Consider the following 24627-nt stretch of genomic DNA (forward strand, 5'->3'; position numbering starts at 1 on the left):
CGCCCAGGAGTTGTCCATCTTTGTCTTGCGGAAACATTGCCTCGCTCGACTTTACTGGAAAGCGTCAAATCGCGTCAGGAGAACTCGGGGCGTTGGGCATGGTTTCCAGTCCGATGGATCGTTTGATTTCGTCGAGTTCTGCTTGCAGGTATTTCTTGAACAGAGAGATGTCAGCGCTGTGGATCAACATGTTTGCGCCGAGGTTGAGCAGCTGCACTTGCTGTGCAACGTCTCCCCAGAAATGGATGCCCGCGCCCACACCCGCAGCACGCGCTTTGGAAAAGATCGTTTGACATGCGTCAAGGAACTCTGGATGGTCATAGTGCTCCGGCAGACCAAGACTGCAAGACAGGTCGTGAGGTCCGATGAGCACGCCGTCCAAGCCAGGCACGGCCAAAATATCATCCAGGGCAGACATCGCAGGCGTGCTCTCGATATTGACGATCAGCAACCGCTCGTTCGCACCTGTCTCCATATAGGTTTCGAGCTCCGGTTCCGATTTGTCACCGTCGAGCAATTGTTGAAGGCGATGCCCCTTGATCGGTCGCATCTTCACGGCACCTCGCAAGGCCTGCACCTGAGATGCTGTTTCGATGTAGGGTGCTACAATGCCCGCCGCGCCGCCATCCAATACCATTGTGGCGGCGTAGGGGTCGGGCGACGCAATTCGCACCAGTGGCGGCAGACCGATAGCGGAGTAGGTTTGGCACATCCAGCTCAACTGCGCTCTGTCCAGCGCAATGTGTTCGGTGTCGATAAAGACGAAGTCGAGACCACAGCCGCGAACCGTCTCAGGCCAACGCGGCGACGGTGAGACGATCAGTGTTCCGAAGCTCACGTCTCCGTCGCGCAGACGTTTGCGTAGTTCGATAGGTGTCATGGCTTTTCCTTGAGAGTTCTTCGCTGAAGGATTCATCATACTCATCCTCGCCGCGATCAGCCCCTGCATTGAGTCTTGGAGAGCGAGACAAAGCGGCATCTCTCTCCAATGCAAGGACAGTCACCCTGGCTTTCAACATTGCTGAGCGTCCCCATCCGTTGCGAACCAAGGGTCCGACGAAGCAATCTCAGTCGATGCATTTCGGCAAGACATTCGCCGGAAAACCAATGAAAACGATGCCCTCAGATGAAGCGGGGAAATTTTGTTCTTGAATGCACTGGTACGGTTGAAAACTTTGTAGACTTAATCGTGGATTAGAGCGTTAGGATGGCTGGATTTCGGGGTTCGTAAAAACGGCGTTCCAGTATCCAAGTCATTGCATTTGTGCCTAGCCGCGGCGTCCTGGCAAATCGATTTCTCGCAACAACCAACGAAAGTCCTCGTCATGTTAAAAAATCGGAAGGGTTTCACGCTTGTGGAACTGTTGGTCGTGATTGCGATCATTGGAATCTTGGTCGGTCTGTTGTTGCCTGCTGTCCAAGCCGCACGTGAGGCGGCCCGTCGAATGAGTTGCAGCAACAATTTCAAGCAAATCGGTTTGGCAATTCAGAATTACCATTCGACGTACAAGCGGCTGCCCAGACATCAAGGCGGAACGTTCGAGTTCATTGCCGGAGGAGCCCGCACGCCAGGTCCGACACCGGCGAGCGCGGGCGGCAGCAATCGAAACGAGTTGAGTGCTCTGGTGGGGATGCTTCCCTTTTTCGAACAGCAAGGACTTTGGGAATCCATCAGCAATCCCTTTGAAGTCAGGATCGGCACCAATTCGGGTACCTACTTTGCAGCCATGGGTCCAGACGCAAACATGATCCTCAGCGACCATGCACTCAACCAATACGATCCTTGGATGACAGAGATTCCTACCCTGCGATGTCCCAGCGATCCCGGCACCGGCCTTCCCGCATCGGGACGAACGAATTATGCCGTCTGTCTCGGTGACGCCGTCAGGCAAACGCACGCGGGGCCTGAGAATCGGGGCGGGGTTGTCAACGCTGCGAGTGCAGAGAGAACCCAGGTCTCGTGTCGTGGCGTCTTCGTAGCGCGAAAAACGATGAGGTTCCGCGACATCCTCGATGGGCTGTCCAACACCATTGCAATGGGCGAAATCAACACGGATCTCGGGGACCGTAATATCACCACATTCATTGCCGAGGGCGGTAACCTGCGTACCAACCCCAACCGCAGTGTCAACATGATCGACCCGCAGCGACCACGATACTGGGCGCCCGGAACTCCTGAAGCATCTGCCCGAGCCGATAACCGGCGCGGCTATAAATGGGCGTCGGGTCGTGCCGCCTACACCGCATTTCAGACGATCTTGCCTCCGAATCGTCAATGCAGCTCACATGCTGGCGGTGACTTGGCTGCCGAAGGTGTTTACACCGCGTCGAGTCGACATCAGGGCGGTGCCCATGTCCTGTTCACGGATGGCGCTGTGATCTTTATGACCGACTCGATCGAGGCAGGTGACAGCACTCACGCAACGGTTCGGCCTGCCGGAACATCAGCCGAACCGACGTTGCCAACTGTCCCGGGTGCCAAAAGTCCGTTCGGGTTATGGGGTGCCTTGGGCACACGCGCCAACAAAGAAGTGATCGACGAAACCTTTTAGCATGCCCCGTCTATTAATGCCCGATCCGTTGACGACATGACGTTGCCCGCGGATGCCGCTTCACTCCCACTCCCCCTTTTTCATGAGTAGCAATGTGACTCAACTTCGATTTGCCTTTTCTGTTTGTAGCTTTGTCATCGTCTTTGGTTGCTTGTTTCCCGGATGCGGAGGCTCAACCGATCCGGTGGCTCCTGCCGACGGAGAAGTGGCTGCTTTTCTGGAGGACAATCCAGAACTGGCCTTGCCTGAGCAAGGGGAGGACATCGATCCAGCTGATATTGTCGACTAATTCATGACGATCCGCTCGGGGTTACGACAAACGGATGCGTCTCCCTGATTTACTGCGTCTTCACCAGCACGAAACGCCAGCGAGTGTGCGAATTTCACTCGATTGCGTTTCGTGTTGGCATTCTCTCACAAGTTATCCGCGTGAATTCTGCATCAACATGGCATTGAAATCGATTGCCTTGGCAACTTTGCTGCTCACCCTTTGGTACAGCAATGTTGCATCGGCCAGCGACCGTCCGAACATTCTATTGATCAACATTGACGACATGGGTTGGCGAGATGTCGGATTCATGGGAACCGACTTTTACGAAACGCCCCACCTCGATGCGATTGCTTCGGATTCACTCGTCTTTACCAATGCCTACGCCGGGGCGGCCAACTGCGCCCCGTCACGGGCGTGTTTGCTGTCCGGGCAAACCACACCACGGCATCGCATCTTTAACGTCGGCACCCATCCCCGAGGCAAAGAAAAGAATCGGCTTTGCGAACACATCCCTGGCGTGGATGTGTTGGATACAAAAATCGTCACCTGGGCAAAACTCATCCAGGACGCTGGCTATCGCACGGGCACGATCGGCAAGTGGCACCTGAGTCAGGATCCACGTCCCTATGGATTTGACGTGAATGTGGCAGGCACTCAATCGGGTTCGCCGCCACGTGGCCATTACCCACCCCATCCTGGCGTTGGGCTGGATGACGCGGCCGAGGACGAGTACCTGACCGATCGACTGACCGACGAGGCGATCAAGTTCATTCGCGAATCCGCTTGCGAGCCTTGGCTTTTGTACCTGCCGCACTTTGCCGTGCACACGCCCTTGGATGCGAAGCGTGAATTGCTTGCCAAGTACAAGGCAAAATCTCCTGGCAAGCTGCATGACCATGTGGCCATGGCCACGATGATACAAAGCGTCGATGACGGAATCGGACGATTGCTGACGACGCTCGGCGAGTTGAAAATGCGTGAGAACACTTTGATCGTTTTCACGTCTGACAACGGAGGCTACGGGCCGGCGACCGACATGGATCCACTGAAGGGATACAAAGGGACCTACTATGAAGGCGGGATTCGGGTGCCGTTCTTTGTCCACTGGTCGGGCAAGATCAAGTCCGGTCGCTCGGATGAACCGATCGCGCAGATTGACCTGTATCCGACCTTCTGCGCATTACTCGGAATCAGTCCGCCCGAGGGTCAACCACTGGATGGTGTGAACCTGTTGCCATTGTGGACCGGCCAAGTTCCAGCGTTGCCGAAGCGGTCATTGTTTTGGCATTTTCCTGCGTATCTGGAATCGTACAGGAATTGTGTGGATGAACAACGCGATCCACTCTTTCGAAGTCGCCCGGTCGGCGTCATTCGCCAAGGCGATTGGAAGCTGATGGAGTTCTTTGAGTCGGGTGATTTGGAACTGTATCACTTGACCGACGACATTGGTGAAACAAGCGATTTATCAGCATCGCATCCCGAGAAACGCGATGAATTGCATGCGGAGTTGAAAGCCTGGAGGGCTGCGGTTGATGCGCCCGTTCCACGACGGAAATGAAGTCCGCGATTTGCATGCGGATCGAACGCGAATCAGTTCACCGGGGAACCAACGCGGAGCGATTGATGGATGGTCTTGGTGAACATCCGTTGTACTGAGCGACTGAGTGATCACTATTTTCCCGACAATCCTCCGTCGTCTCAGACTTGGAGGCATTTTGGGCGGATACACTACGCTACAGCGATCGGGCGACAGCGATCGGGCGACAGCGATCGGCGAGGCACCGATCCGTGTGGATGTCGCCATTGATTTGCGTTGATCACCATCAGTCGACCACTATTAGGACGCAGCTATGCCGGAGGAGGATGAGCTGGGGGAAACCGAGTTCGGCACCCAATCGCGGCCAACCGAACTTGGGTCAGAGCAGGACAGAGTCACCTTATCAGGGGTGCCCGAACTGAATGCGACGATGATCCACGGTTTCGAGCCAGAGACAACGGACGGCGAAAGCAAGAGCATTTCGACTGCTGAAGTGAAGGCACGTTATGAATTGCAAGGAGAGATCGCTCGCGGAGGAATGGGCGCGGTGATGCGCGGACGCGACACCTTGCTGGGTCGCGATCTGGCGATCAAAGTCTTGCTCGAATCGCATCGGAATAACGAACAAGTCGTTCAGCGATTCATCGAAGAGGCTCAGATCAACGGCCAGCTTCAACACCCGGGAATCGTACCGATTCACGAATTGGGCCAGCTCGCCGATCAACGTCCGTTCTTTGCAATGAAGCTGGTGAAGGGACTTACACTGAGCGAGCTGTTGCGACAACGAAAATCAATGGAGGAAGACCGCGGTCGTTTGATCGGGATCTTTGAACAGGTATGCCAAACCGTAGCATTTGCTCACAGTCGCGGGGTGATACACCGTGACCTGAAACCATCCAATGTCATGGTCGGAGCTTTTGGCGAAGTGCAGGTCATGGATTGGGGATTGGCCAAGGTGCTTGATGCCGAACCAAGATCCTCGACTCCTCAGACCAGCATGCCGACGGAAGCAAGTGAGATCAGGACGATTCGCAGTTCGGGTAGCAAGACGCCAACAAACTCGGAATCACACACTCGCGTCGGTTCGGTCATCGGCACTCCCGCCTACATGCCGCCGGAGCAAGCGATGGGGGATGTCGATCAGCTTGACGAACGAGCCGACGTGTTTGGTCTTGGCGCGATCCTTTCAGTGATCTTGACGGGCAAGCCGCCCTACGTAGCCGATACGGCCACCGATCTCGTGGAGATGGCCGCCAGGGGAAAGCTTGACGATGCCTTCGCGCGGCTGGATGCATCGGGAGCGGAACCGGAGTTGGTTGACTTGGCAAAGCGTTGTCTGTCGGCAGACGTCAGTGATCGTCCCAGGGATGCTTCCGCGGTCGCGGGGGAAGTATCCGGATATTTGGAATCGGTGGCTCAACGATTGCGGCAGGCCGAGCTGGATCGACTGGCATCCGAAACTCAAGCAATCGAAGAACGCAAACGCCGTCGTGTCGTGCTCGCGTTGGTTGCATCGATCGTATTGCTGGCGACGCTCGCGGGCGGTGGATGGATTTATGTCCAAGAACAGCAAACGCGGCTTGCTAAAACGACGGCAGCAGCGGCCTTGAAAGAAACGGCTCAGCAGAAAGAACTCACCCAGCTCGAAGCAACTGCCAAACGGGCGGCCATCGAAGCTCGAAATCTCGAGGCAAATCTTCGCCAGGAAGCCGTCGATGCACGTCGCAAGGTCGAGCTCACGTTGGCTGATGTCTACACCTCGCGTGGACTACAGGCAGCAGACGATGGCGACCCCGCAATGGCTTCTATGTGGTTCACCTCCGCCGCGTCGCAGGCTCAGTCCGATCCTGATCGAAAGCTCCAAAATCACATGCGGGCCCGGAACTGGTCGCGTGAAGCGATCCAGCCCATCGCAGCGTTGAATGTGGACTGGCCGGCCGAAGCTCTGCATTTTCAACCCGGCGGGTCACTCTTGTTGGTCCGACAAGGAAACAACTACTGCCTGTGGGATTGGCAGGATGACGTGCTGTTGCCATGGCTCACTGGAAAAGAAGGCGTTGTCGCGGCATGCTGGCATCCCGACGGCTCCTCGTTGGCGATCGCGGTGCCCGGCGGCGACGTCGAGATTCGACGAGTTCCTGATGGCCAGGTGGTGCAGAAAGTCAGCTATCCGGGAGCTGTCCTGCTCTTGGCGTACAACCGCGATGGCAGCGAGCTGGCAATCGCCAGCGACACGGTGCGAATCTGGCAAGCAGGCTCGCAACAGTTTCACCCACAATCGTGGGCTCATCCTCAACGAGTACATTCGATGTTCTTTGATGATGACACCAAGCGGTTGTTTACGACCGATGTCGATCATCAAGTTCGTGTGTATGCGATCGACGACGCAGGGAAATCAAGCCCGCTGTTTGCGCCGGTCCTGCATGATTCCAACCGCTACCCAACGGCTCCCGCATTGGTCGACGGAGGTCGTGGATTCATTTCCATCACAGGTCCGAAGGAGTTGACATGGTGGGATAGCGCCACGGGGCAGGCCGTTCGCAAACTGAATACTACGCCGACGTGGGGCTTGTCGCACGTCGTCGTAAACCCTCAGGGCGATCGCTTTGCGGTTGGCGGTTATTACGGGCCAGACATCTGGGACATCAATGATTTGGACGCAAAACCGATCCATTTGGATCACGTCAATTATGTCGACCACATTGTCTTTAGCTCCGATGGCAGTTTGATGATGTCTGCAAGCTGGGACACGGCGGCCCAGTTGTGGTCGGCCGAGGATGGACGTCCGATAGGGAACCGCTTGAATCATCAGGTCGGGGCACACCGTGTTGCGATCTCTGACGACAACACCTTGCTCGCTACCAGTCAAGACAACCGACTGGTCCGTGTGTGGCAACGTCCCTCGAACAGCGTTCGCATGCAACATATTGAACAGTGGGGCGAACGACCGCGAATCAGTTTCGATGGCAAACTGGCAACACCGGGCCTATTGCATGAGTCCACGCTCGCAAGCCCTCAGATGAGACCTACCGTTGCTGTGGTCCGCACCGACAGTGGAAAAGCAGCCGGGCCGGAGATCGATCCGCCGGGACTCGTTCTCGATTCATGCATTTGCAGCGACAACGAAAGCGTCGCCGTGGTCTCGCAGGATCAGGGCACTGGATGGCTTTCGATTTGGAACGTTGAATCGGGCCAGACGAGTTTCGACCCGATCCGACTGCCAGGTATCGCGGTGAGCGTTTCGGCACGGCCTGGCGACGCAGAATTGGCTGTCGTCATTGCAGGTGGACGATTGATCGTTGTCGACGCAGCCACGGGCGTGACTCATTTTGAACGAAATGAATCAAGCTTGCAATCGCCGGGACACTATCGTGAGCGAGCAGACTACTCTCCCGATGGCACTCGCTTGGTGCAGCTCTTGGCGGACGATCGGATCGAAGTCATGGATGCCGACACGGGGCAGCCGCTATTCGATCCGATTTCACCGCTGCTGGATGGACAATCGCCTTGCCGAACCATAGCGTTCTCTGCCGACAGCAAAATGCTGGCCACCGGCAGCAACGGAGCAGCCCGGCTCTGGAGTCTTTCCGATGGCAGCGAGCTGTGTCAGCCCCTGAAGCACTTAACAGACTGGTCCGGCATGTGTGGGGTCTGTTTCAGCCTGGACGGAAAGTACCTGCTGACCGCCAACACCGATCGACGAGCACGCGTGTGGAATTGGCGTACGGGAAAACTGGTTTGCCCACCGCTCAAACACAAAGACATGGTCTACAGCGTTGCAATCACTCCTGACGGAAAATACGCGGTCACCGGTGCTCGTGGCGAAGACAGCGGGCCCCATGTTTGGGAGTTGACGACGGGCCGACGAATCGCCCCCTCCCCGATCTCTCGAACCGATGACGCCGTTCATGCCGCTCGCTATGTGACTCTCACGCCGGACGGTCGCCGTTTGATCGCCAGCACGGGACAGTCTTATTCGCTGACCGTGATCGATCTGGAGGCTCTGGTCAAACCGCCAGACACGCCGGTTGATACGTTTCGATTGCTCGCCGAAGTCACCACCTCGCTTGCAATCGAAAATGGAGACATAGACACACTGAACATCGATAAATGGCACCAGCGATGGTCGCAACTGCGCGAAAGCAAGCTACGCTACGGGCACTGGGAACCCATCGATTTGATCCGGCAACGCCGCAGCCTCGCCGGAAAGATGACGGCTCGGGGAGAAGTTCAGTCCGCATTGGCTCATCTGAGAGGCGCCTTGGATTCGTTGAATGAAACCGACCTGCCACCAACCGAACGTGCGCTGCTCACAGCAGAGATCGGCATCGAACAAACACGGTTGATGAGGATGCAGAATGATCGCGAAGCCGCCGAATCGGTCTTGCAGACCAATCGAAAAGAGCTAGAAAAGATACTGATCGCTGAGCCAAGTCACGATGAATTGTCTGATGTCCTTGCGACTTTGATTTTCGAAAACGCGACACCGGGACAGCAGGATGCGACGGTTTTTGCCAATATGCAGACGGCATTGAGTCAAGCCAACGTCCAGGGCAAAGCAAGACTCGGTGCCGCGTACTTGATGATCGGTGAACACGAGAAAGCGATCCACATACTTTCGACAGACAATTCCAGAACCGGCACGGGTGATTGCGAGCAACTGTTGCTGCTATCGCTTGCGCAGAATGAAGCGAAGCAGGTGGAATCAGCCGAGCAAACCTATGATCGCGGAATCGCTTTGGCAAAAGAGCGTCCGCTGGATCCATCCCGTCGACGATTGCTCGCGCTAGCGATGAGCGAGGTGGGAAAACTGTCGTCGGAGAACATTCATGCGACCCTACTCGACTGGTTTGTTGATCGTGCCATCATTCCATACAATGAGGCCATTCAACGTAATCCAAACTCTGCTGGAGCGTACTTCAGTCGTGGTCAATGGTACGCGGCACACAGTCAATGGGAAAAAGCAGTGTTGGATCTGGTGGAAACGATACGGCTCAATCCCCGTGACGTTTTTACCATGTATCAAATCACTTCTCTGTACGCCAACCGAGATGATCTTTCCACATATCATCAACATTGCAAGTCAATCCTCGACCAGTGGAGTGAGATCCCAAACGTTATCCTCGCCGATCGAGCCTGCTTGGCTTGCTTGATCCATCCTGATGCTGTCGACGACAAGAGCCGCATCGACAAGCTGATGGAACTCGTCCGGAAAGAAGCCCCGACGCATCAATACGGAAACTGGTTCTATCGGGGTATCGGTTTGCACCATTACCGCAACGGCGAATATGAGCAAGCGATCACCGCCTGCGAAACCAGTCGCCGCCTGAATCAAGAACAAAACATTGCCGTACTCAATGCGGCCAATCACGCGATCGAAGCGATGGCTCATTACAAACTCGGGAACCTTGAAAAGGCAACACAATCGATGGCCGCTGTCAAAACAGAACTTGGCGAAAATTTGGTCTTCCCCGGCATCACTCCCCTGACCAATTTCTGGCACGACTGGTTGACCGCCCGTCTCCTCTATCGTGAAGCCATGAAATCAAATCGCTAAACCCGGATAATAACGCATCTCTCCATGGCCATACAAAACCATCAACCGATTGTTCGATCTGCAACCACCCTCACGTTTGCATTCAGCCTCATCACCAGCCTGCTGCCGAATTTTTCCGCTAGTCTCTGTGCCCAGGCCGTCGCCCCCGAATCAGTACTGGGTGACACCACCATGCCGCCCCCTGACGACGTGTCACAGCGTTTCCCCTATGGAATCACGGGCAAGACCCCACCTGCACTGACCAAGGTCAACCATGCTGGACAGGAACCCTACCACAAGCACCGCATCAACCTAAGAGTGTTTCAAGGTTGTCCGCAGGTGGAGATCTCCGACGGAGGCCGGCTCTGGGCAACGTGGTTCGGATCCAACACCCAAACCGAACGGGCGCCGTTTCACCAAGGACAATTTTCGGTGATCTCGACGTCTGGCGATGGCGGCAAGACTTGGAAGGAAGTCTTTGTCTTTGACCCGAGTGATCTCCTCGGCGGTGGAGCATCCGATCCGATGCTTTGGAAAGATCCCACAGGCAACATTCGCTTCATCGGGCTTCGGAATATCGATTTCAAGGGCAAAGACGACTTTGCCACCTCGGCATGGGAGTTCACGATGCTGGATCCTGAGAAAGAACACACTCGTTGGTCACCGCCACGCCTGCTGGGAAACAAGAACATCTCTGTCATGAAGCCACTGATTTTTCCTGACAAGACGATTTTGCGATCGATGGACGATTTCAAGTTGGTCGGCAAGAAGGACAAGGTGCGGATTCGCTTCTTGAAGGAGGACGTTGATGGCAAACCTCTGTTTGTTTCGGAGCTTCCCATCGACAACGATGCGGGATTCGCAGAACAAATGCCCATCATCAGAAAAGATGGCAGCCTCTTCACTTTCTACCGCGCCAGGAACGGACAAAAGTTTGCAGAGTCGTTTGATGGTGGCAGGACTTGGCAGTTAGGCGGGTACTACCCGATGCAGTTCTCAATCAATACCAAGTGCATCCTGAAAACGCTGCCCTCAGGAAGAGTCCTGCTGGTCGCAAACGATGTGCAAATGGATTCGAAAAACGGCGGCAAGCGTTACTTCTACACCGACGATCTCGGAAAAGAAAACGAGCTGAAGAAAAACAAGACCGCGCGCACACGCATGACGGCCTACCTCAGTGAAGACGACGGAAAAACGTTCCCCCATCGGATGCTTTTGTGTGACGATGGCCAAATCAGTTACCCTTCGGCAACGCTCGGCAAAGACGGTGCCATTTACATCGTCTATGATCAAGGACGCGGAGAGATCGGTCAGCACACAATCTTTCTGTCCAAGATCACGGAAGCCGACGTATTGGCGGGCAAACGAGTTGATGACGACAGCTTCTTGAACAACATCGTCAGCCGTCCCAGCGACCATGGCGGCGGACGCCGCGAGGGCGACACGCTATAAGAGCGGCTGATGCTGAGCCGGTATTCACCTGCGTTGTCTCTCCACGCACCGCAACCCGATTTGCTGATGACTTTTCTTGGGGGATTGAATAACCCCAGGTAAGATTCGATTGTCGCGTTCGAACGAATCCGCACGTCAATCACGAAAAGTGGGCCAGTGAAATGCCATTTCAGAATAACTATCAGAATTTGGTTGCCGAACAATCGCAGGCCCACACTCGCTTGATTCGAAATTACGACGGTTCCAATAAAGATTTTGATGTGATCATCATCGGATCTGGAATCGGCGGTGGCATTCTTGCCGACGATCTGGCTGACCGTTTGGGCAGTACACATCGGATTTTGGTTGTTGATGCCGGTTCCTTCATTTATCCGACGCACGTTTACAACATCAGCCGTGTCCCCAATTCTTCCGTGGCTCGGCATTTCGGCGTCGACAATTTTTTTCAGAACTCGAGCGACTTGATTTTCATCGGCGAGAAGCCGCAGCTTGCCTTCGGTGGACGGTCCGTCTTTTGGTCGGGCTTGATCCCGCAAGCTCAGGATTGGGAGTTGGAGTTTTTTCCACCGTCGATTCGGGCTGATCTGAAGTCCAAGTTTTTGAGCCTGGCGGGCAAGTCGATGAACGAGTCAATCTCGTTGGGCGAAAAGGCGGCTGCGATTGTGGAGCATTTTCAGAACAGTAATTTGAACAATGATTTTGAGATTCAAGAAACACCGCGTGCCGTTCATCAACCTTACCTCAATGCGGATGGTACGCCTCGTGGAGAATGGTTCACGGAGCCGACGGGCGTTTTTAATACGGCCGAGTTGCTGATCAATCAAGTCGGCCTCACTCCGGGGGCCGATCAGAATGGAAACGGTTTATTCATCAAGCTCAATAGCTTCGCCGAATCAGTGAACAATGTTCCGTTCGGATGGCATGAGGTCAAAACGACGAGCACCATCAACGGTGAGCAGCAAAGTTTTTATGCTCCCAAGGTCGTGATCGCTGCCGGTTCGACAGAAAGTCCTAAATTGATCAATCGATCATCTGTGTATCAGCGGTTACCAGACGAAGTGAAGCAGCTTGTCGGTTTTGGACTGACCGATCATCCCGTCAGCGGAGAATCGCAAGCGTTTGTCTCGTCGCTGGGCGACGCCCCTCGCGTTGACCTTAGCCGCCGAGATCACGCGAAGATTATCTTTTATTCACGAGGTGAACTGGATGCAAACGGTCACGTGAAGTTCCCCTTCAACATCGAAATGAATGTAAATCACGAGTACTGGCACTTGCGAAACAATGATCCGTCGGCCGAACGCGTATCGGACGACAGAAGCAAAACACGAGTGGACATCAAGTTCAGCTTCGCAAATTGTCTGGACGATGCGAACGGGATTTTTTCACACGCCAACGACGGGTATCAACCCGAGATTCGCTTCAAGCGGTTTTCCGCACTCAATGATTTGTTGCAGTCTCGTTTTGTCGCGGTCGCGGGCTGGATGAAAACGAAAGGTGAGTTCTTTGGCTTACTCAACGGGACACGCGATCGAGTGTTTGCCGAGTTCAATGACGTTGACTTCATCACAGGCGAGTATGGGGAGGGACCTGGGAAACAGTGGCCCTTTGGCTGGGGAACGGTGCACCATGCTTGCGGTACATTGCGGATGCCTTGGAAGGAAAACCGAAACGCAGGCTTCAACAATGAATCCGTTGTCGACGAGAATCTCGAGTTGCGGCATGACAGCGGGGTCTATGTTTGCGACATGTCGGTCTTGCCGATCAGCACAGCAGCGAATCCGGTGCGAACCTTGGCCGGTTTGGCTCACCGCTTGTCAGAGCACCTCGGCTAGCAGTGTCATCGTCGATGGTTTGAGGAGTGAGTTTGCAGTGAGGGGAATTCTGGGGAACGTGAAAAGAATTGTTGCTGCATATGACCGTGAAGCGGTCTCAGACGGTAGCCGGCGATAGAGCGCAGCGATCATCGCCGGTTCATTCGGTCTGACGAGAACCGACCCCGGAGGCGGTCGTAGCCCCGATTCCGAGAAGTCTGCGACACCCTTCGGGGTCGATTCAACATGGGTGTTGCATACCACGGGTGCGCCTTCGGCGACCCGTGGCTACCTTCTGCGATCCCTCGCGGGATCCGATTTCGCTTTCCCGACTCAGTCCCCATACAGATGGATAATCAAAGACGTCAGCAATAAACTTCACGTCCCGCGAATCTCACTACCCAGTGCGTAGTGACTGAAGCATTGTTCGCCTGCGATGACGGTTCACGTCAGGATGTCGGTGATGACGTGGCCGTGAACATCGGTCAGGCGGCGGTCCAGGCCGTCGTGTCGGACGGTCAGTTTTGTGTGATCGATTCCCAGTAGATGCAGGATCGTTGCATGGATATCGTAGACTTGGGTGGGGTTGTTGCGATCCAGTGGCTTGTATCCCCATTGGTCCGACTCGCCATGTGAGACGCCGCCTTTGATGCCGCCTCCGCACAGCCAGTTGGTGAAAACATAAGGATTGTGGTCACGCCCTTTTCCAGCCTGAGTACTGGGCATGCGTCCGAATTCGGTGGTCCACAAGATGAGTGTGTCCTCCAGTAAACCCCGTTGCTTTAGGTCTTGGATCAACGCCGCAGTTCCGGTCGCCATACCCCGAGCCAATGGCTCATGGTCGCGAGCGACGTCCTCGTGACTGTCCCAATTGCGACGTGGGAAACCGTTGTCATTGCCGGACCAGATTTGCACGAATCGTACGCCGCGTTCCAGCAGACGTCGCGCGGTCAAACACTTGCGACCAAAGTATTCCACTTCCTCGGGCACATTGATTTCGGCTGGGTACGTTGCACCAGCACGATCCAGTCCATACATCCGCAGTATATGCTTGGGCTCGCCGGACAGATCTAACGCTTCGGGTGCGCTGAGTTGCATCGCTGCAGCCAGCTCGTAGGAACGGACACGAGCATCCAAACGCGAATCGCCTGGACGTTGCGATTGATATCGGCCATTGATACGACTCAGCATGGCTAGCCCGGCAGCGTCACTTTCATCCGTAGCAAAATCAGCGTGTGGTAACAGATCTTCGATCGGATTGTCACATTGCGGAAAAACGGCGGTGCCCTGAGCGCTGGCAGGCAGGAACGCGGAACCCCAGTTCTTGGGCCCGTTGCTTGCGAAGCCTCGGTGATCGGGCAGCACGACGAACGTCGGCAAATTGTCGTTGATCGATCCAAGTGCATAACTGACCCACGCGCCCATGCCGGGGAAGCCTGGACGCTGGAAACCGGTTGCCTGCAAGTAGGTCGCCTGAGAGTGGACGCCGGTCTTGCCAACCATGTTATGTATGAAGGCAATGTCGTCCACGCACTGGCCCAAAGGTGAGACGACATCGCTCAGCATCTTGCCGGATTGACCGTATGGGGCGAATCGGAACGGCGACTTCATCCACGGGCCCAGGCCATTTTGAAACGTCTCGACATGTTCGCCAAAGTCAGACGCTTCCCCGTGAAACTTTTCCAGCAATGGCTTGTGGTCCCACAAATCGATGTGGCTGGCAGCTCCGGCCATGAAGAGCTGCACCACCCGCTTGATCCGCGGAGGATGATGGAAGGATTTCAGAGCCGGAGAATCGCTGGCTGTCGACTCTTGATGCAGCATCGATGCCAACGCGAGAGCGCCAAAGCCACTGCCAGTTTGCGATAGAAAGTTGCGTCGATTGATCATGCGCTAGTCCAGATACACAAACTCGCTCAAGTTGAACAAGAAACGGCACAGATTGGCCAGGCCGTGATTCTTGGCATAGGCGGTGAACTCCCGATGCTCCATTGGCTCTGGACGTCTCTGAGTCGCTAACTGCATGGCAAGTTCGACCTGTTCATCCAGCGTGGCGGCTTGCTGCTGAAGCCGCTGGGCAAAACGTTCCGCCATGACCAGATTGAATCGGTTATTGAGCATCGACAACGCCTGCAACGATGTCAGAGTCTCGCTGCGTCGAGGAGTGCTTTGAGACGAATCGGCGCAGTCCAGAGTCGTCATCCATGGGTTAGGTTGAGAACGCACGATGAAACGATAGATGCTGCGTCGATGGGACTTTGGGTCTGTCGGATCAAACTTGTGGTACTCATAGTGCGGTGAATGTTGCGGGTGTTCGAGTTCAAAAAGGTAGAAACCCGGTCCTCCGGCTGTGGTGTCCAATGCTCCGCTAACCGCCAAAATGGAATCGCGTATTTCCTCGGCTTCCAAACGACGACGATTCATTCGCCACAGGTATTGGTTGCCGCCATCGATGGCGGCGTTGTCAGAATGATTCTCTGATGATTGACGATAGACACTGCTGGTCACGATCAATCGATGCAGGGTCTTGAAGGATTGACCGCCATCGCGAAATTCACACGCCAGCCAGTCGAGTAACTCAGGATGTGTCGGCGCGGCTCCCATGCGACCAAAATCATTCGGCGTGGCGACAATGCCTTGACCGAAATGGTACTGCCAAACTCGATTGACGATCGAACGCCAAACGAGCGGATGATCCGATCGCGTCAGCCAGCGAGCCAGTTCAGCGCGACGCTGAGATTCGGGCAACTCATCATCGAGTTGCCAATCGGCGTGAGATGAAAGGGGCAGAATACCCGGTACAACCTCGTCGCTGGGATTCTGCACATCACCTCGCATCAAGACATGAATCGGTCTGGGTTCGCCCTCGGTTGGTTTGAAATTCGATTGCGGTGCAAAGTGTGTCGCGGCCGCATAAACCATCTTCCCCTTCGGCAACTCCTTCAATTGTGCTTCCGCCGCTTCGATCGATGTTGTCAGTTCTTTTCGGCGTTCGACTCGCTGCGGCGTCTCGATCTCGGCGAGCCGAGACTGCAGTTCTTTGTTCAGGTCTGCAATCTGTTGGTCGATCTCGGGATTGCCTCCCTGTGGCCACTTTCCGTCGACAAGATTCGACTTCTGCCATCGCACAGGTGCTTCGATCGAATCGAGTGCGGACACGCAGTCGTCATTGGCGAGATCAAGTTGCTGCTTCTCCGAATCAAAAACAGCCAGCTCAGCGAGCGCCAGAATGTAGTCGTCTTTTCGTGGTGCGAGCTGAGTCGCCGTGATACGAACTCGCTGGATGTTTTTCTCGTGGCATTCGATTTCCACCGGCGTCAGGCCGGGATTGGGATGGTCTTGCTGCGTGTGGTCGGCAATCGTGGTCCACTGTGTGTTGTCAGCAACGGTCTGGCTACTGGAGACTTGTACTTTGAATCGCAGTGGAAAACCGAAGCCGCTGCCGATCCCTGCGAACTCATCGTGGCAGGGATGCAGCACAATCAGCGATACATCGGTCGGTTGTGGCAACGTGACATCGACCCACTTGAGCGAATCGGGTGTTTTAGCAATGCCGCTATGATAACCGTATGCGGCATCTTTCTTGATTTCCTCGTCTTTCTGCAATGCCGTCAGTTGAGTCTGCAATTCGGCCAATCGTGGCCCGGCGGCTTCGCGGATCTCTTTCTCGAACGCCGCCAGTTCTGACTTCAGGTTGGTTATTTGGGATTCGAGTTGGCGACGTTGAGATTCCACCGTTGGATCCAGATCATACGGTCTTTCGGCACGATCCATGGCGGCAAAAATGGCTTGCAGTCCGTAATAGTGTTGTTGTGTGAAGGGATCAAACTTGTGGTGATGACATCGGGCACACTGGATGGTCACACTGCAGAAGGTATTCATCGCGTTGCTGACCATGTCATCTCGGTCCAAGTTTCTGGCTACCTTGCCATCGATCTTTGACTCTGAAACTTCGACGTGTCCGATGAAATCCCATGGCCCGGCGGCGATGAATCCAAGTCCAAGGATTCCATCAGGATCGCCAGGAAAGAGTGCGTCGCCGGCGATCTGTTCCTGGACAAACCGGGCGTACGGTTTGTCTTCGTTGAATGATCGGATGACATAGTCACGGTACGGCCACGCGTTTGGCCGTAGCTTGTCTTTGTCATAGCCGCAGGTGTCCGCGTATTTGACCACGTCGAGCCAGTGCCGTGCCCAACGCTCACCATAGTGCTGAGAATCCAGCAACCGATCGACCAACTTTTCGTACGCGTGAGGGTCTGGATCGTTGATGAACGCTGCCGTTTCTGCCGGTGTGGGAGGCAGGCCGGTCAGATCAAAACTCAATCGACGAATCAGTGTGCGGCGATCGGCTTCTGAAGCATGCGTCAGACCTTTTTCGTGCAGTCGTTTCAGAATGAACGCGTCGATGGGCGTTCGAACCCATGTATCGTCTACAGAAAACCCTTGGGTAGGTGGCACGTTTGGACGTTGGACCGGATGGAATGACCACCAATCGAAATCGCTCACCTGAGCTTCGGTCAGTCGTAATCCCTCGGGCCAATTTGCGCCGTCGTTGATCCAATCGCGAATCAAATTCCGCTCGGCATCAGAGAGAGGATCCGCGTCCTTGGGCATCCCCGCCTTGCCATTGGTTGGCGTGATCAGATCCAGCAAGTGACTGTTTTCAGCATCTCCCGGCTCGATAAAACCATCGGCCAGAGCGCTGGTCGCCGTTTGCAGAGAGAAATCGCCTTCCCGTTGCCCGTCATTGTGACAACTCACGCAACGCCGTTCCAGGATGGGTGCAATTTGATCGCGAAACAGATCCTCGGCATGAGACCGCACAGACGCGCAGTTCAGGATGCCCAAGATCATCGCAGCGGCAGGAAAGAGTTTCCGAATCATGAACAAACTGTTGTAGGTCGTATCGCGGGGGCCAACGCCGTTCGACCAGTTTACACCAGTTTGCTGCGGGGGTTGGTCGAACGAGTTTAGCCCGAATGGTTCACGCTGGCTCACTACAGTCTTCGCAACACGTTTTCACGAAACAGTTTGCGAAGATTGACACGAAAACAATCTGCGCAAATCAGCCGTCACGCGATAGCGTCCGGTTCTCACGCCTGAACTCGGCAACCGGACGCTATCGCGTTCCGGCTGATAAAATACTCGGGATTGCCCTTTGCAACTCACTTTTCCGCGTTGCGTCTGGCTTCATTGACCTCTTCGATGGATCGGAGGATGTTTTCTCGCCATGTGCCCCGAAGCTTGTCGAGACCGGCTCGCTGAAGTGTGAGCAATGCCTGGTCAAATTGCCCCCGTCGTGTTTGGATACGTGCGATCCCCTGCAACGCACCGTATTCGTCTGCGCTGCCGATGCGTTGGCGATCGGTGACGATTGCACGAAACGCTTTGAGTGCTGCCTCGTCGTCATTCAAATTGCGTTCGCGATTCTGTGCCATCGACAATAGCACCGAGTCACGGGTGCGTTGATCGCTGATCCAGGGCAAAGCGTTGGCGAAATCAGATTCTGCCTTTTCCCCGTCTTCGATGACAAAAAAGGCGCGGCCGCGTAGTCGATAGCCGTCGCCACGTTTCCAGAATGGCCACCGAGTAAAGTCTTCTTGGGCGAACTGCGAGATCAACCGTGATGCGTCGCGTTGAGCAAGCAAGTGCTGCATTTGCGCGGCCTTCTGTACCGATTCGATCGGTATGCGAGCGATGATCGTTTCCGCGTTGTCCCTGTCAAGCAAAGCGGCCTGTTCCAACGCGGCGGAACGCTGCAGATCGGTGTTGTTTTTCAGTTTAGCGATTGCCAGAAATCCGTCCGCTTTTCGTTGTTTCGTCGCATCAAGAAAACGGATGGCGAAATCAGTGACATCGGGATCCGATTCAAACTGATGTGACTTGCCGTCATAGAACTGAGCGAATTTCATTGGTTCGTGGAATCCGCTGGTACCAGTCGGTGAAAAAGCACTGAGTTCCTGGCCGTCGTCGCGAATCCGCTGGCGACACAGGTTGATATGCCACGGCAAACTTTGCGTGGGGTGTCGCCCGATGACTTGATTGAGGGGATCGTTCTCGTCAGCGGTAATGGGCAAGCGGATCTCGACGATCCAGTGATCGTCAGCGATGTGTGTTGCGACCTCAGCCTTTGAGTCCCAGCCAAAGGACTTGCCTGCGCCGCGATCCAAGTCGACGACGTGACCAGCGGGACTGATGGCGATTTGGTAATACGAATGCGTTTCGGTGGCGAGCTGCAGTTCGATCGCGTCGCCGTGCCAGATGGCAGGATCGTCATCTCGCGTCGATGCAGAGACAGGTTTCTCGCCGAAAGGCTCGTCGCACTCAATGGCGAAATAAAGATTGTTCCCCTGCCAGCCGGCTTTGAAGGAGGTTCCGAACGAGGGCATGCGACCGGTTTGCAGTTCACGAAACCTGCCCGTTGCGGCGACGGGGCAAGTCCGCCAGTATTCTTCGGTGAGTTTTCCATCGACGACGATGTCATGCGCATCGCCCACAAGTCGAACCTTGGGCACGGGACCGCGTTTTTGTCCGAGCTGCTGCGTCTTCATTCGCAGACCTTTGAGGTAGTCGTCGATCAAGGCAATACGTTGGCCGTAAACGCTCGTAGCCGCAGTCTTGGCTTTCGCCTTGTCGAACAAGGCGAGCGCTTCATCGGCTACCGCTTTGTCGTCATCCATCGCACTCCAGTTTGCCTCGCAATGACTGAAAAATGCGAGCATCTCCTGTTCGGCGGGACCGTAGAACAGGCGACAGTACTCGTCCAGCATCGCGTCGACATCCGCGTCCCGGCCTCCCCAGTACATGCGAGCGGTGAAATAGACCATGAAGTGATTGAAGCCGATGTCTTTGGTGGCGAAGTCCTGTGCCACGCTGAGCCAAATGTCTTCGCCTGCCGAAACATCTTTGGTCGCATTCACGCTTTCGCCGATCGCGTGCGCGGCAAAACTGGGCAGGTACCATCCTCGACTGGTGAAAGGGTAGTTTTCAAAGTTCAACAGCGGATTGTCGGTCTTTTTTTCCCATGTCGCTCGCAACGCATCGGGTGCGGACTCACCTTGGCCTTTGCTGCCGGCTTTATTGATCGGACGCCGACCGCCGACAATACAGACTTGCACATTCGGCTCAAGTTTCTCGATCTTCAACGGCGGCAGCGTGTATGCACCGTAGGCGCAGTTGAGCACTTTGGCGCGCGGATGCGTCTTAGCGATCTCCTTGGCCACGCGATTGACAAAATCCCACACATGATCGCTCAGCAAGCCACGCTCGTTCCGCTCGGGTGAATCCTTGCCTTTGCATTGTTCACATTGACAGATGGCGGTGTATCCGTCCGGCGGCATGATGGAAACGGTTTCGAACTGGTAGTTGTCCAGCAGCGCCCGCGCCCAACGCACGGTCTCGTGGAACAGCTCGTCGTTCGAGTAGCAGACTTGGCACTTCGTGTCACCGGGTTTGAAATCAGTCTTACCACCGTAGATCGCGAACCAATCTGGATGCGCATCATAGACGGCCTGATGATTCGTCATCGTGGAAATGCCATGAGCGATCTGCAGACGTTCGTCATTTCGCAGTCCGAGTCGCATCACCCATCGCGACGTTTCGGGGCCGGCGGTACTGAAGCGAAAATTGAACTGCCGCAGAGGAAAATCCGGCTGCACCGTTTCATCGATTTGTGGTAGCGGGATGGTTTTCATCGACGGCAGGATTTCGCCCAGTTCACCCGGCAAGTACCACCTCGCACCGAGTTTGCGCAGGAAACCGCAGACCGCATTGAAACTGCCACGTTCATCGAGTCCCCAGATTTCCAGAGTCTCCTTAGGCGCCGAGATCGCACCTTCCGGTTTTCCGATGTCGCCGGGCAGGCGCAAACGGTTTTTGTAGAGTCCACGCCCCGGCATCCCATATGGTGCACCGACGATCGTTTCCCACTCAGCCTGCGCGCGGGGGATGTCGCTGTTGTTCTTTGCAAAGGGCTGCATCGGGGTGAAATCTTGATCATTACCGACGAGTGACATCCAATCCGGACCCGAAGTGATGCGATACGCACCGGCCAGCAAGCCGTTCGCGTTCACGGGATTGTGCGGACTCTCGCCGATGAAGATCTTCACCACGCTGCCGCTCGGTGCGGTCACGATGGGCAATCTCGCACCGCTGATCTTTTCGATCTGCATCCGAAACTCATGCGCAGCGACACGCTGCATGCGACTGGGATTCTCAGCAATGACAATTTCCGCTTGCGGCTTGGCATCGCGAACGATGAACCGTTCTGCAGCCTGAGTTGCAGCCAGCGGCGAAAGCAGCAGGGCGACGAGGAATGTGAGTGTGGATCTCATGGGATTGCCCTGGGCTGTTCAAAAGTTGGTGTTGATTTGATGTTTCGACGCTAATCTTTGAGCTGCGGAGACTGCTGATTGAGTGAGCCGCAAGGCGCTAGCCGCGGGCCTAATGGTGTTGAGGGAAACCTTCGAGGCCCGTGGCTAGCGCCATCGGCTCACAGTGATAACGCAACCCGACCAAATCAGCTGTCTCCTGCGCCGGGACAGGTGACAGAAACTTGTGGAGCGCCACATCGCCACAACCTAAGTATTTTGAACAGCCCATGATTGCCCATGCCGAGTGGTCCATTGGATACGATCGAACGATACAATCGGACGATACGGTCAGCGGATCTATTTCGCAGCAGCCGACGGTGCCGGAGGGATCGGTTTGGGAGGCCAAGTGAGAACTTGGCCGTCCGCGACGAGTCGGCTTTGGAGTTCTGAGTAATCCACTTGCTGCACCGCGACGTCGTTCTCGATTGCCAAGCATGCGGCCGTGGCAGCAGATTGACTGGTGACCATGAAGACGGGCTCCATGCGAATGCTGGCGAAAGCGGTATGGCTGGCGGACAAGGCAAACGTGACGAGCAAGTTCTCGCACTGGTCGGCCTTGGGGATGATCGCTCCATATCCAATCTGGTACGGGCCGTAGCCGCCGCGACCGCCAGCCACTTTGCCCTCACGGGTGACCACGGAGTCCTTGACGATCCGTCGGATTTCATGCACGTCCGTGCCGTACGATCCGAGTCCGATCGAGTGTGGCGCGATCTGATGGCCGAAGGTGTGATGCTCGGTCAAGACAAGGTCGCTGACCATCCGGCGGCCTTCGCGAATGTAAAGCTGATGTGGCCAGCCGCCGGTGTCAGGGAACTCATCTCTGGGCAAGCCGAAACGCAGCATGTCGTTGCGGACCTTTTCGGGAACACGGGGATCCGTCGCAAGGAAATGCAGCAGCCCGCGGTGGTAGTTTTCGATCTCACGGGAAATCTCGACTCGTCGATCGTAGCTTGCCTCTGGCCATTCCCAACTCGCACCCGGCAGGTTGCCGCCAAACGTCGCGGTGTTGAAATCCCATTTCTGATTGGGCAGTGGATCGTGTTTGCTGAACCAACGCAGATCCATGTCGTCACCGATCGCTTGACAGGCAGCGATGAATCGCGCGACAAGCTCATAACGTCCGGCGTCGTAATCAGCAGGCGGATCGATGGGCAACCGATCGTCCGCAGTGCTGAGACAGAGGCGAAAGCAATACGCCATGACGCCGGGGGCGGGTTCGCCCTGCGTTCCTGGTTTACCTTCATTGACCAAAGGCAACAAGCCGCTCGATGCGTCCCCGGCCACCACATAGGGATCCAGTGGAAAATCACGATCCCAAACGCCCTGTCCACCAGGAACGCGGCCGTTTGCCCCGGGTTTCAGATGATTGGTGCGAGGCTTGTACTTTTCGGTGTAGTGGATTCCGTTGTATTGCTCACCATACTTTTCATTTCCTTCACGCATCAGCGTGTATTCGACACCAGCGGCAGCCATCAAGTCGCCTTCGTAGGTGGTATCAACGAACACTTTGGCGTGAACGACGCGGTCGTCATCCGTTTTCAGTGAAACAATTCGCGTTCCTTTTTTGGAAACCGAACTCAGGCGGGTATTGCGCAGCACCGTCACACCCGCTTCCCGCACCATTTCGTCAAACACTTGCTCGGCCACGTGCGGTTCGATCGAATAGGCGCCGCCCGTGGCGGGACCACCGTTTCCCCGAAACGCTTCTCCCCAGTTCAATTGTTTTCCGTAGCCCGCGACGAGACGTGTGAAGTATTCACGGGCAAGTCCACCGACGCTACGAGGATCACCGATATCGACCGCGCTCAAGCCGCCACTGGTCATACCGCCCAGATGCCCGCCCGGCTCGACGAGGACAACGCTCTTGCCCATGCGAGCGGCTTGAACAGCCGCGATCACTCCACCAGACGTTCCCCCATAAACACAGACGTCGGCGTCGATTTCATCACGCACCACCTGCTCCGTCATCCAAGCGACGGTCAGCACACCGCTGCGGTAGTGATTCTTGTTGTCGGTGCTACCACCTTCAAAAAGAACCGGCATCGTGCCGTCGGGCAGGAACGCCAGATCGCTGTAACCATCCTTAGCGGTCTCAAAGAGATCCGTATTCTCGGCGGCGTTGATGGAAACCCAACTCCCACCGAGCAGGATCAACGCAAACAATTGGATGGCGACGACAAAATGTCGCTGACGATTCACGGGGTAGATTTTCACCACTCACCCTCTTTCGAAAACTTGCGTCGTGTATTGTCACCGAACTGGCGCCCGGCTTCGCTCAAACGGTCCAGGAGTTCGTCAGATGATAACCCCGCGGCGCCCCTCGCTGCTGGAATGACGGTTTCACATTCGTTGGCATCCATGAAACGAGCGGCCTCCAAGATCCTTTCTTGTTCGTCCGGTGCGATGACCAGGAAACCGTGCTTGTCGGCGTGAATGAGATCACCCGGCGCGATCGTACGTCCAAAGATTTCGACTTCACAGTTCCAGCGGACAGGATGAACGTGCGCGTGACCGACACACAGACGCCGCGCCAGAGCTTTGAATCCCGCGTTGGTCATCTCGTCCACATCGCGGATCGCGCCGTCAACGATGGCGCCCACACAGCCGAGAGCACGATGGGTGTTGCTGTTCACTTCACCCCAAAAGGAACCGATGACACGTGGCTTGTCGAGGTCTTGCACGCAGACGATCTTTGGCCCAGGAATGCTGGCGACGTACCGCCGATAATCGCTGCCTGCACTCGGGTTCGTCTCTCGGTGAGCCTTATTGCTCGGCTCAATGACGACGGTGACAGCGTAGCCGACCATCGGTCCCATTTGCGGCATGAAGTCGTGGGTTTCTTCCAAGTTGAAACCATCCGCAGCAGGGTCTCTGGCGGTGATCTGTTCCCAACCATTGTAGATCGTCGGCGTGTTCCAACGCTTGAGTTGCAGCAGGTCAGCGTGAGTCAATCTGTTCATGTTTGATCCGTCGTGGTTTCTCGTTCAAAAAAGACTTTTCCGCAATGCTCAGATCGGCGGACGGGGCACGCAGACCTCCGTGATGACAAAGCCTCGCAAAAGCCATGCAGTAGCGTTGAGCGATAATCAT

The 24627-nt window shown here is 55.5% G+C and carries 12 protein-coding genes; 6 read left to right on the forward strand and 6 right to left on the reverse strand.

Going from position 1 to position 24627, the window contains the following annotated elements; all coding sequences use genetic code 11:
- Positions 1–64: 64 nt before the first annotated feature.
- Positions 65–880 (reverse strand): HpcH/HpaI aldolase family protein, encoded by an 816-nt coding sequence (locus tag Pla52nx_RS31400; RefSeq protein WP_146519305.1) that lies wholly within the window; start codon positions 878–880, stop codon positions 65–67.
- Positions 881–1325: 445 nt separating this feature from the next.
- Here Pla52nx_RS31400 and Pla52nx_RS31405 point away from each other — a divergent pair, with 445 nt between their 5' ends.
- From Pla52nx_RS31405 to Pla52nx_RS31430, 6 genes are all read left to right on the forward strand, one after another.
- Positions 1326–2552: a DUF1559 domain-containing protein gene (locus tag Pla52nx_RS31405; RefSeq protein ID WP_146519304.1), complete on the forward strand. Its 1227-nt coding sequence runs from the start codon at positions 1326–1328 to the stop codon at positions 2550–2552.
- A gap of 94 nt (positions 2553–2646) precedes the next feature.
- Positions 2647–2841 carry a hypothetical protein gene (locus tag Pla52nx_RS31410; protein ID WP_197454434.1) on the forward strand — a complete coding sequence of 65 codons (195 nt, stop codon included), beginning with the start codon at positions 2647–2649 and terminating at the stop codon, positions 2839–2841.
- A 157-nt stretch (positions 2842–2998) separates the two neighbouring features.
- Positions 2999–4381 (forward strand): sulfatase, encoded by a 1383-nt coding sequence (locus Pla52nx_RS31415; RefSeq protein ID WP_146519302.1) that lies wholly within the window; start codon positions 2999–3001, stop codon positions 4379–4381.
- A gap of 292 nt (positions 4382–4673) precedes the next feature.
- Positions 4674–9917 carry a protein kinase domain-containing protein gene (locus Pla52nx_RS31420; RefSeq protein WP_146519301.1) on the forward strand — a complete coding sequence of 1748 codons (5244 nt, stop codon included), beginning with the start codon at positions 4674–4676 and terminating at the stop codon, positions 9915–9917.
- Between the two features lie 24 nt (positions 9918–9941).
- Positions 9942–11348, forward strand: a complete 1407-nt coding sequence (locus Pla52nx_RS31425) for a sialidase family protein (protein ID WP_146519300.1) — start codon at positions 9942–9944, stop codon at positions 11346–11348.
- Positions 11349–11509: 161 nt separating this feature from the next.
- Complete coding sequence (locus Pla52nx_RS31430) at positions 11510–13180, forward strand: GMC oxidoreductase (protein WP_146519299.1); 1671 nt, start codon at positions 11510–11512, stop codon at positions 13178–13180.
- A gap of 423 nt (positions 13181–13603) precedes the next feature.
- Here the strand turns inward: Pla52nx_RS31430 and Pla52nx_RS31435 are convergent, their stop codons facing one another.
- The 5 genes from Pla52nx_RS31435 to Pla52nx_RS31455 all read right to left on the reverse strand — a co-directional run bounded on the left by Pla52nx_RS31435 (position 13604) and on the right by Pla52nx_RS31455 (position 24497).
- Positions 13604–15049: a DUF1501 domain-containing protein gene (locus Pla52nx_RS31435; protein WP_146519298.1), complete on the reverse strand. Its 1446-nt coding sequence runs from the start codon at positions 15047–15049 to the stop codon at positions 13604–13606.
- 3 nt (positions 15050–15052) lie between these two features.
- A complete protein-coding gene (locus Pla52nx_RS31440; protein WP_146519297.1) occupies positions 15053–18046 on the reverse strand; it encodes a DUF1553 domain-containing protein in 2994 nt (997 codons plus the stop codon).
- Positions 18047–18327: 281 nt separating this feature from the next.
- Positions 18328–21495, reverse strand: coding sequence for a DUF4838 domain-containing protein (locus tag Pla52nx_RS31445; protein ID WP_146519296.1), 3168 nt, complete (start codon positions 21493–21495; stop codon positions 18328–18330).
- Between the two features lie 336 nt (positions 21496–21831).
- Positions 21832–23751: an FAD-dependent oxidoreductase gene (locus Pla52nx_RS31450; protein WP_197454432.1), complete on the reverse strand. Its 1920-nt coding sequence runs from the start codon at positions 23749–23751 to the stop codon at positions 21832–21834.
- Complete coding sequence (locus tag Pla52nx_RS31455) at positions 23748–24497, reverse strand: RraA family protein (protein WP_146519295.1); 750 nt, start codon at positions 24495–24497, stop codon at positions 23748–23750. The genes Pla52nx_RS31450 and Pla52nx_RS31455 overlap by 4 nt, the downstream gene beginning before the upstream one ends.
- Between the last annotated feature and the right edge of the window lie 130 nt (positions 24498–24627).

Source organism: Stieleria varia (genome assembly GCF_038443385.1).
GTDB lineage: Bacteria > Planctomycetota > Planctomycetia > Pirellulales > Pirellulaceae > Stieleria > Stieleria varia.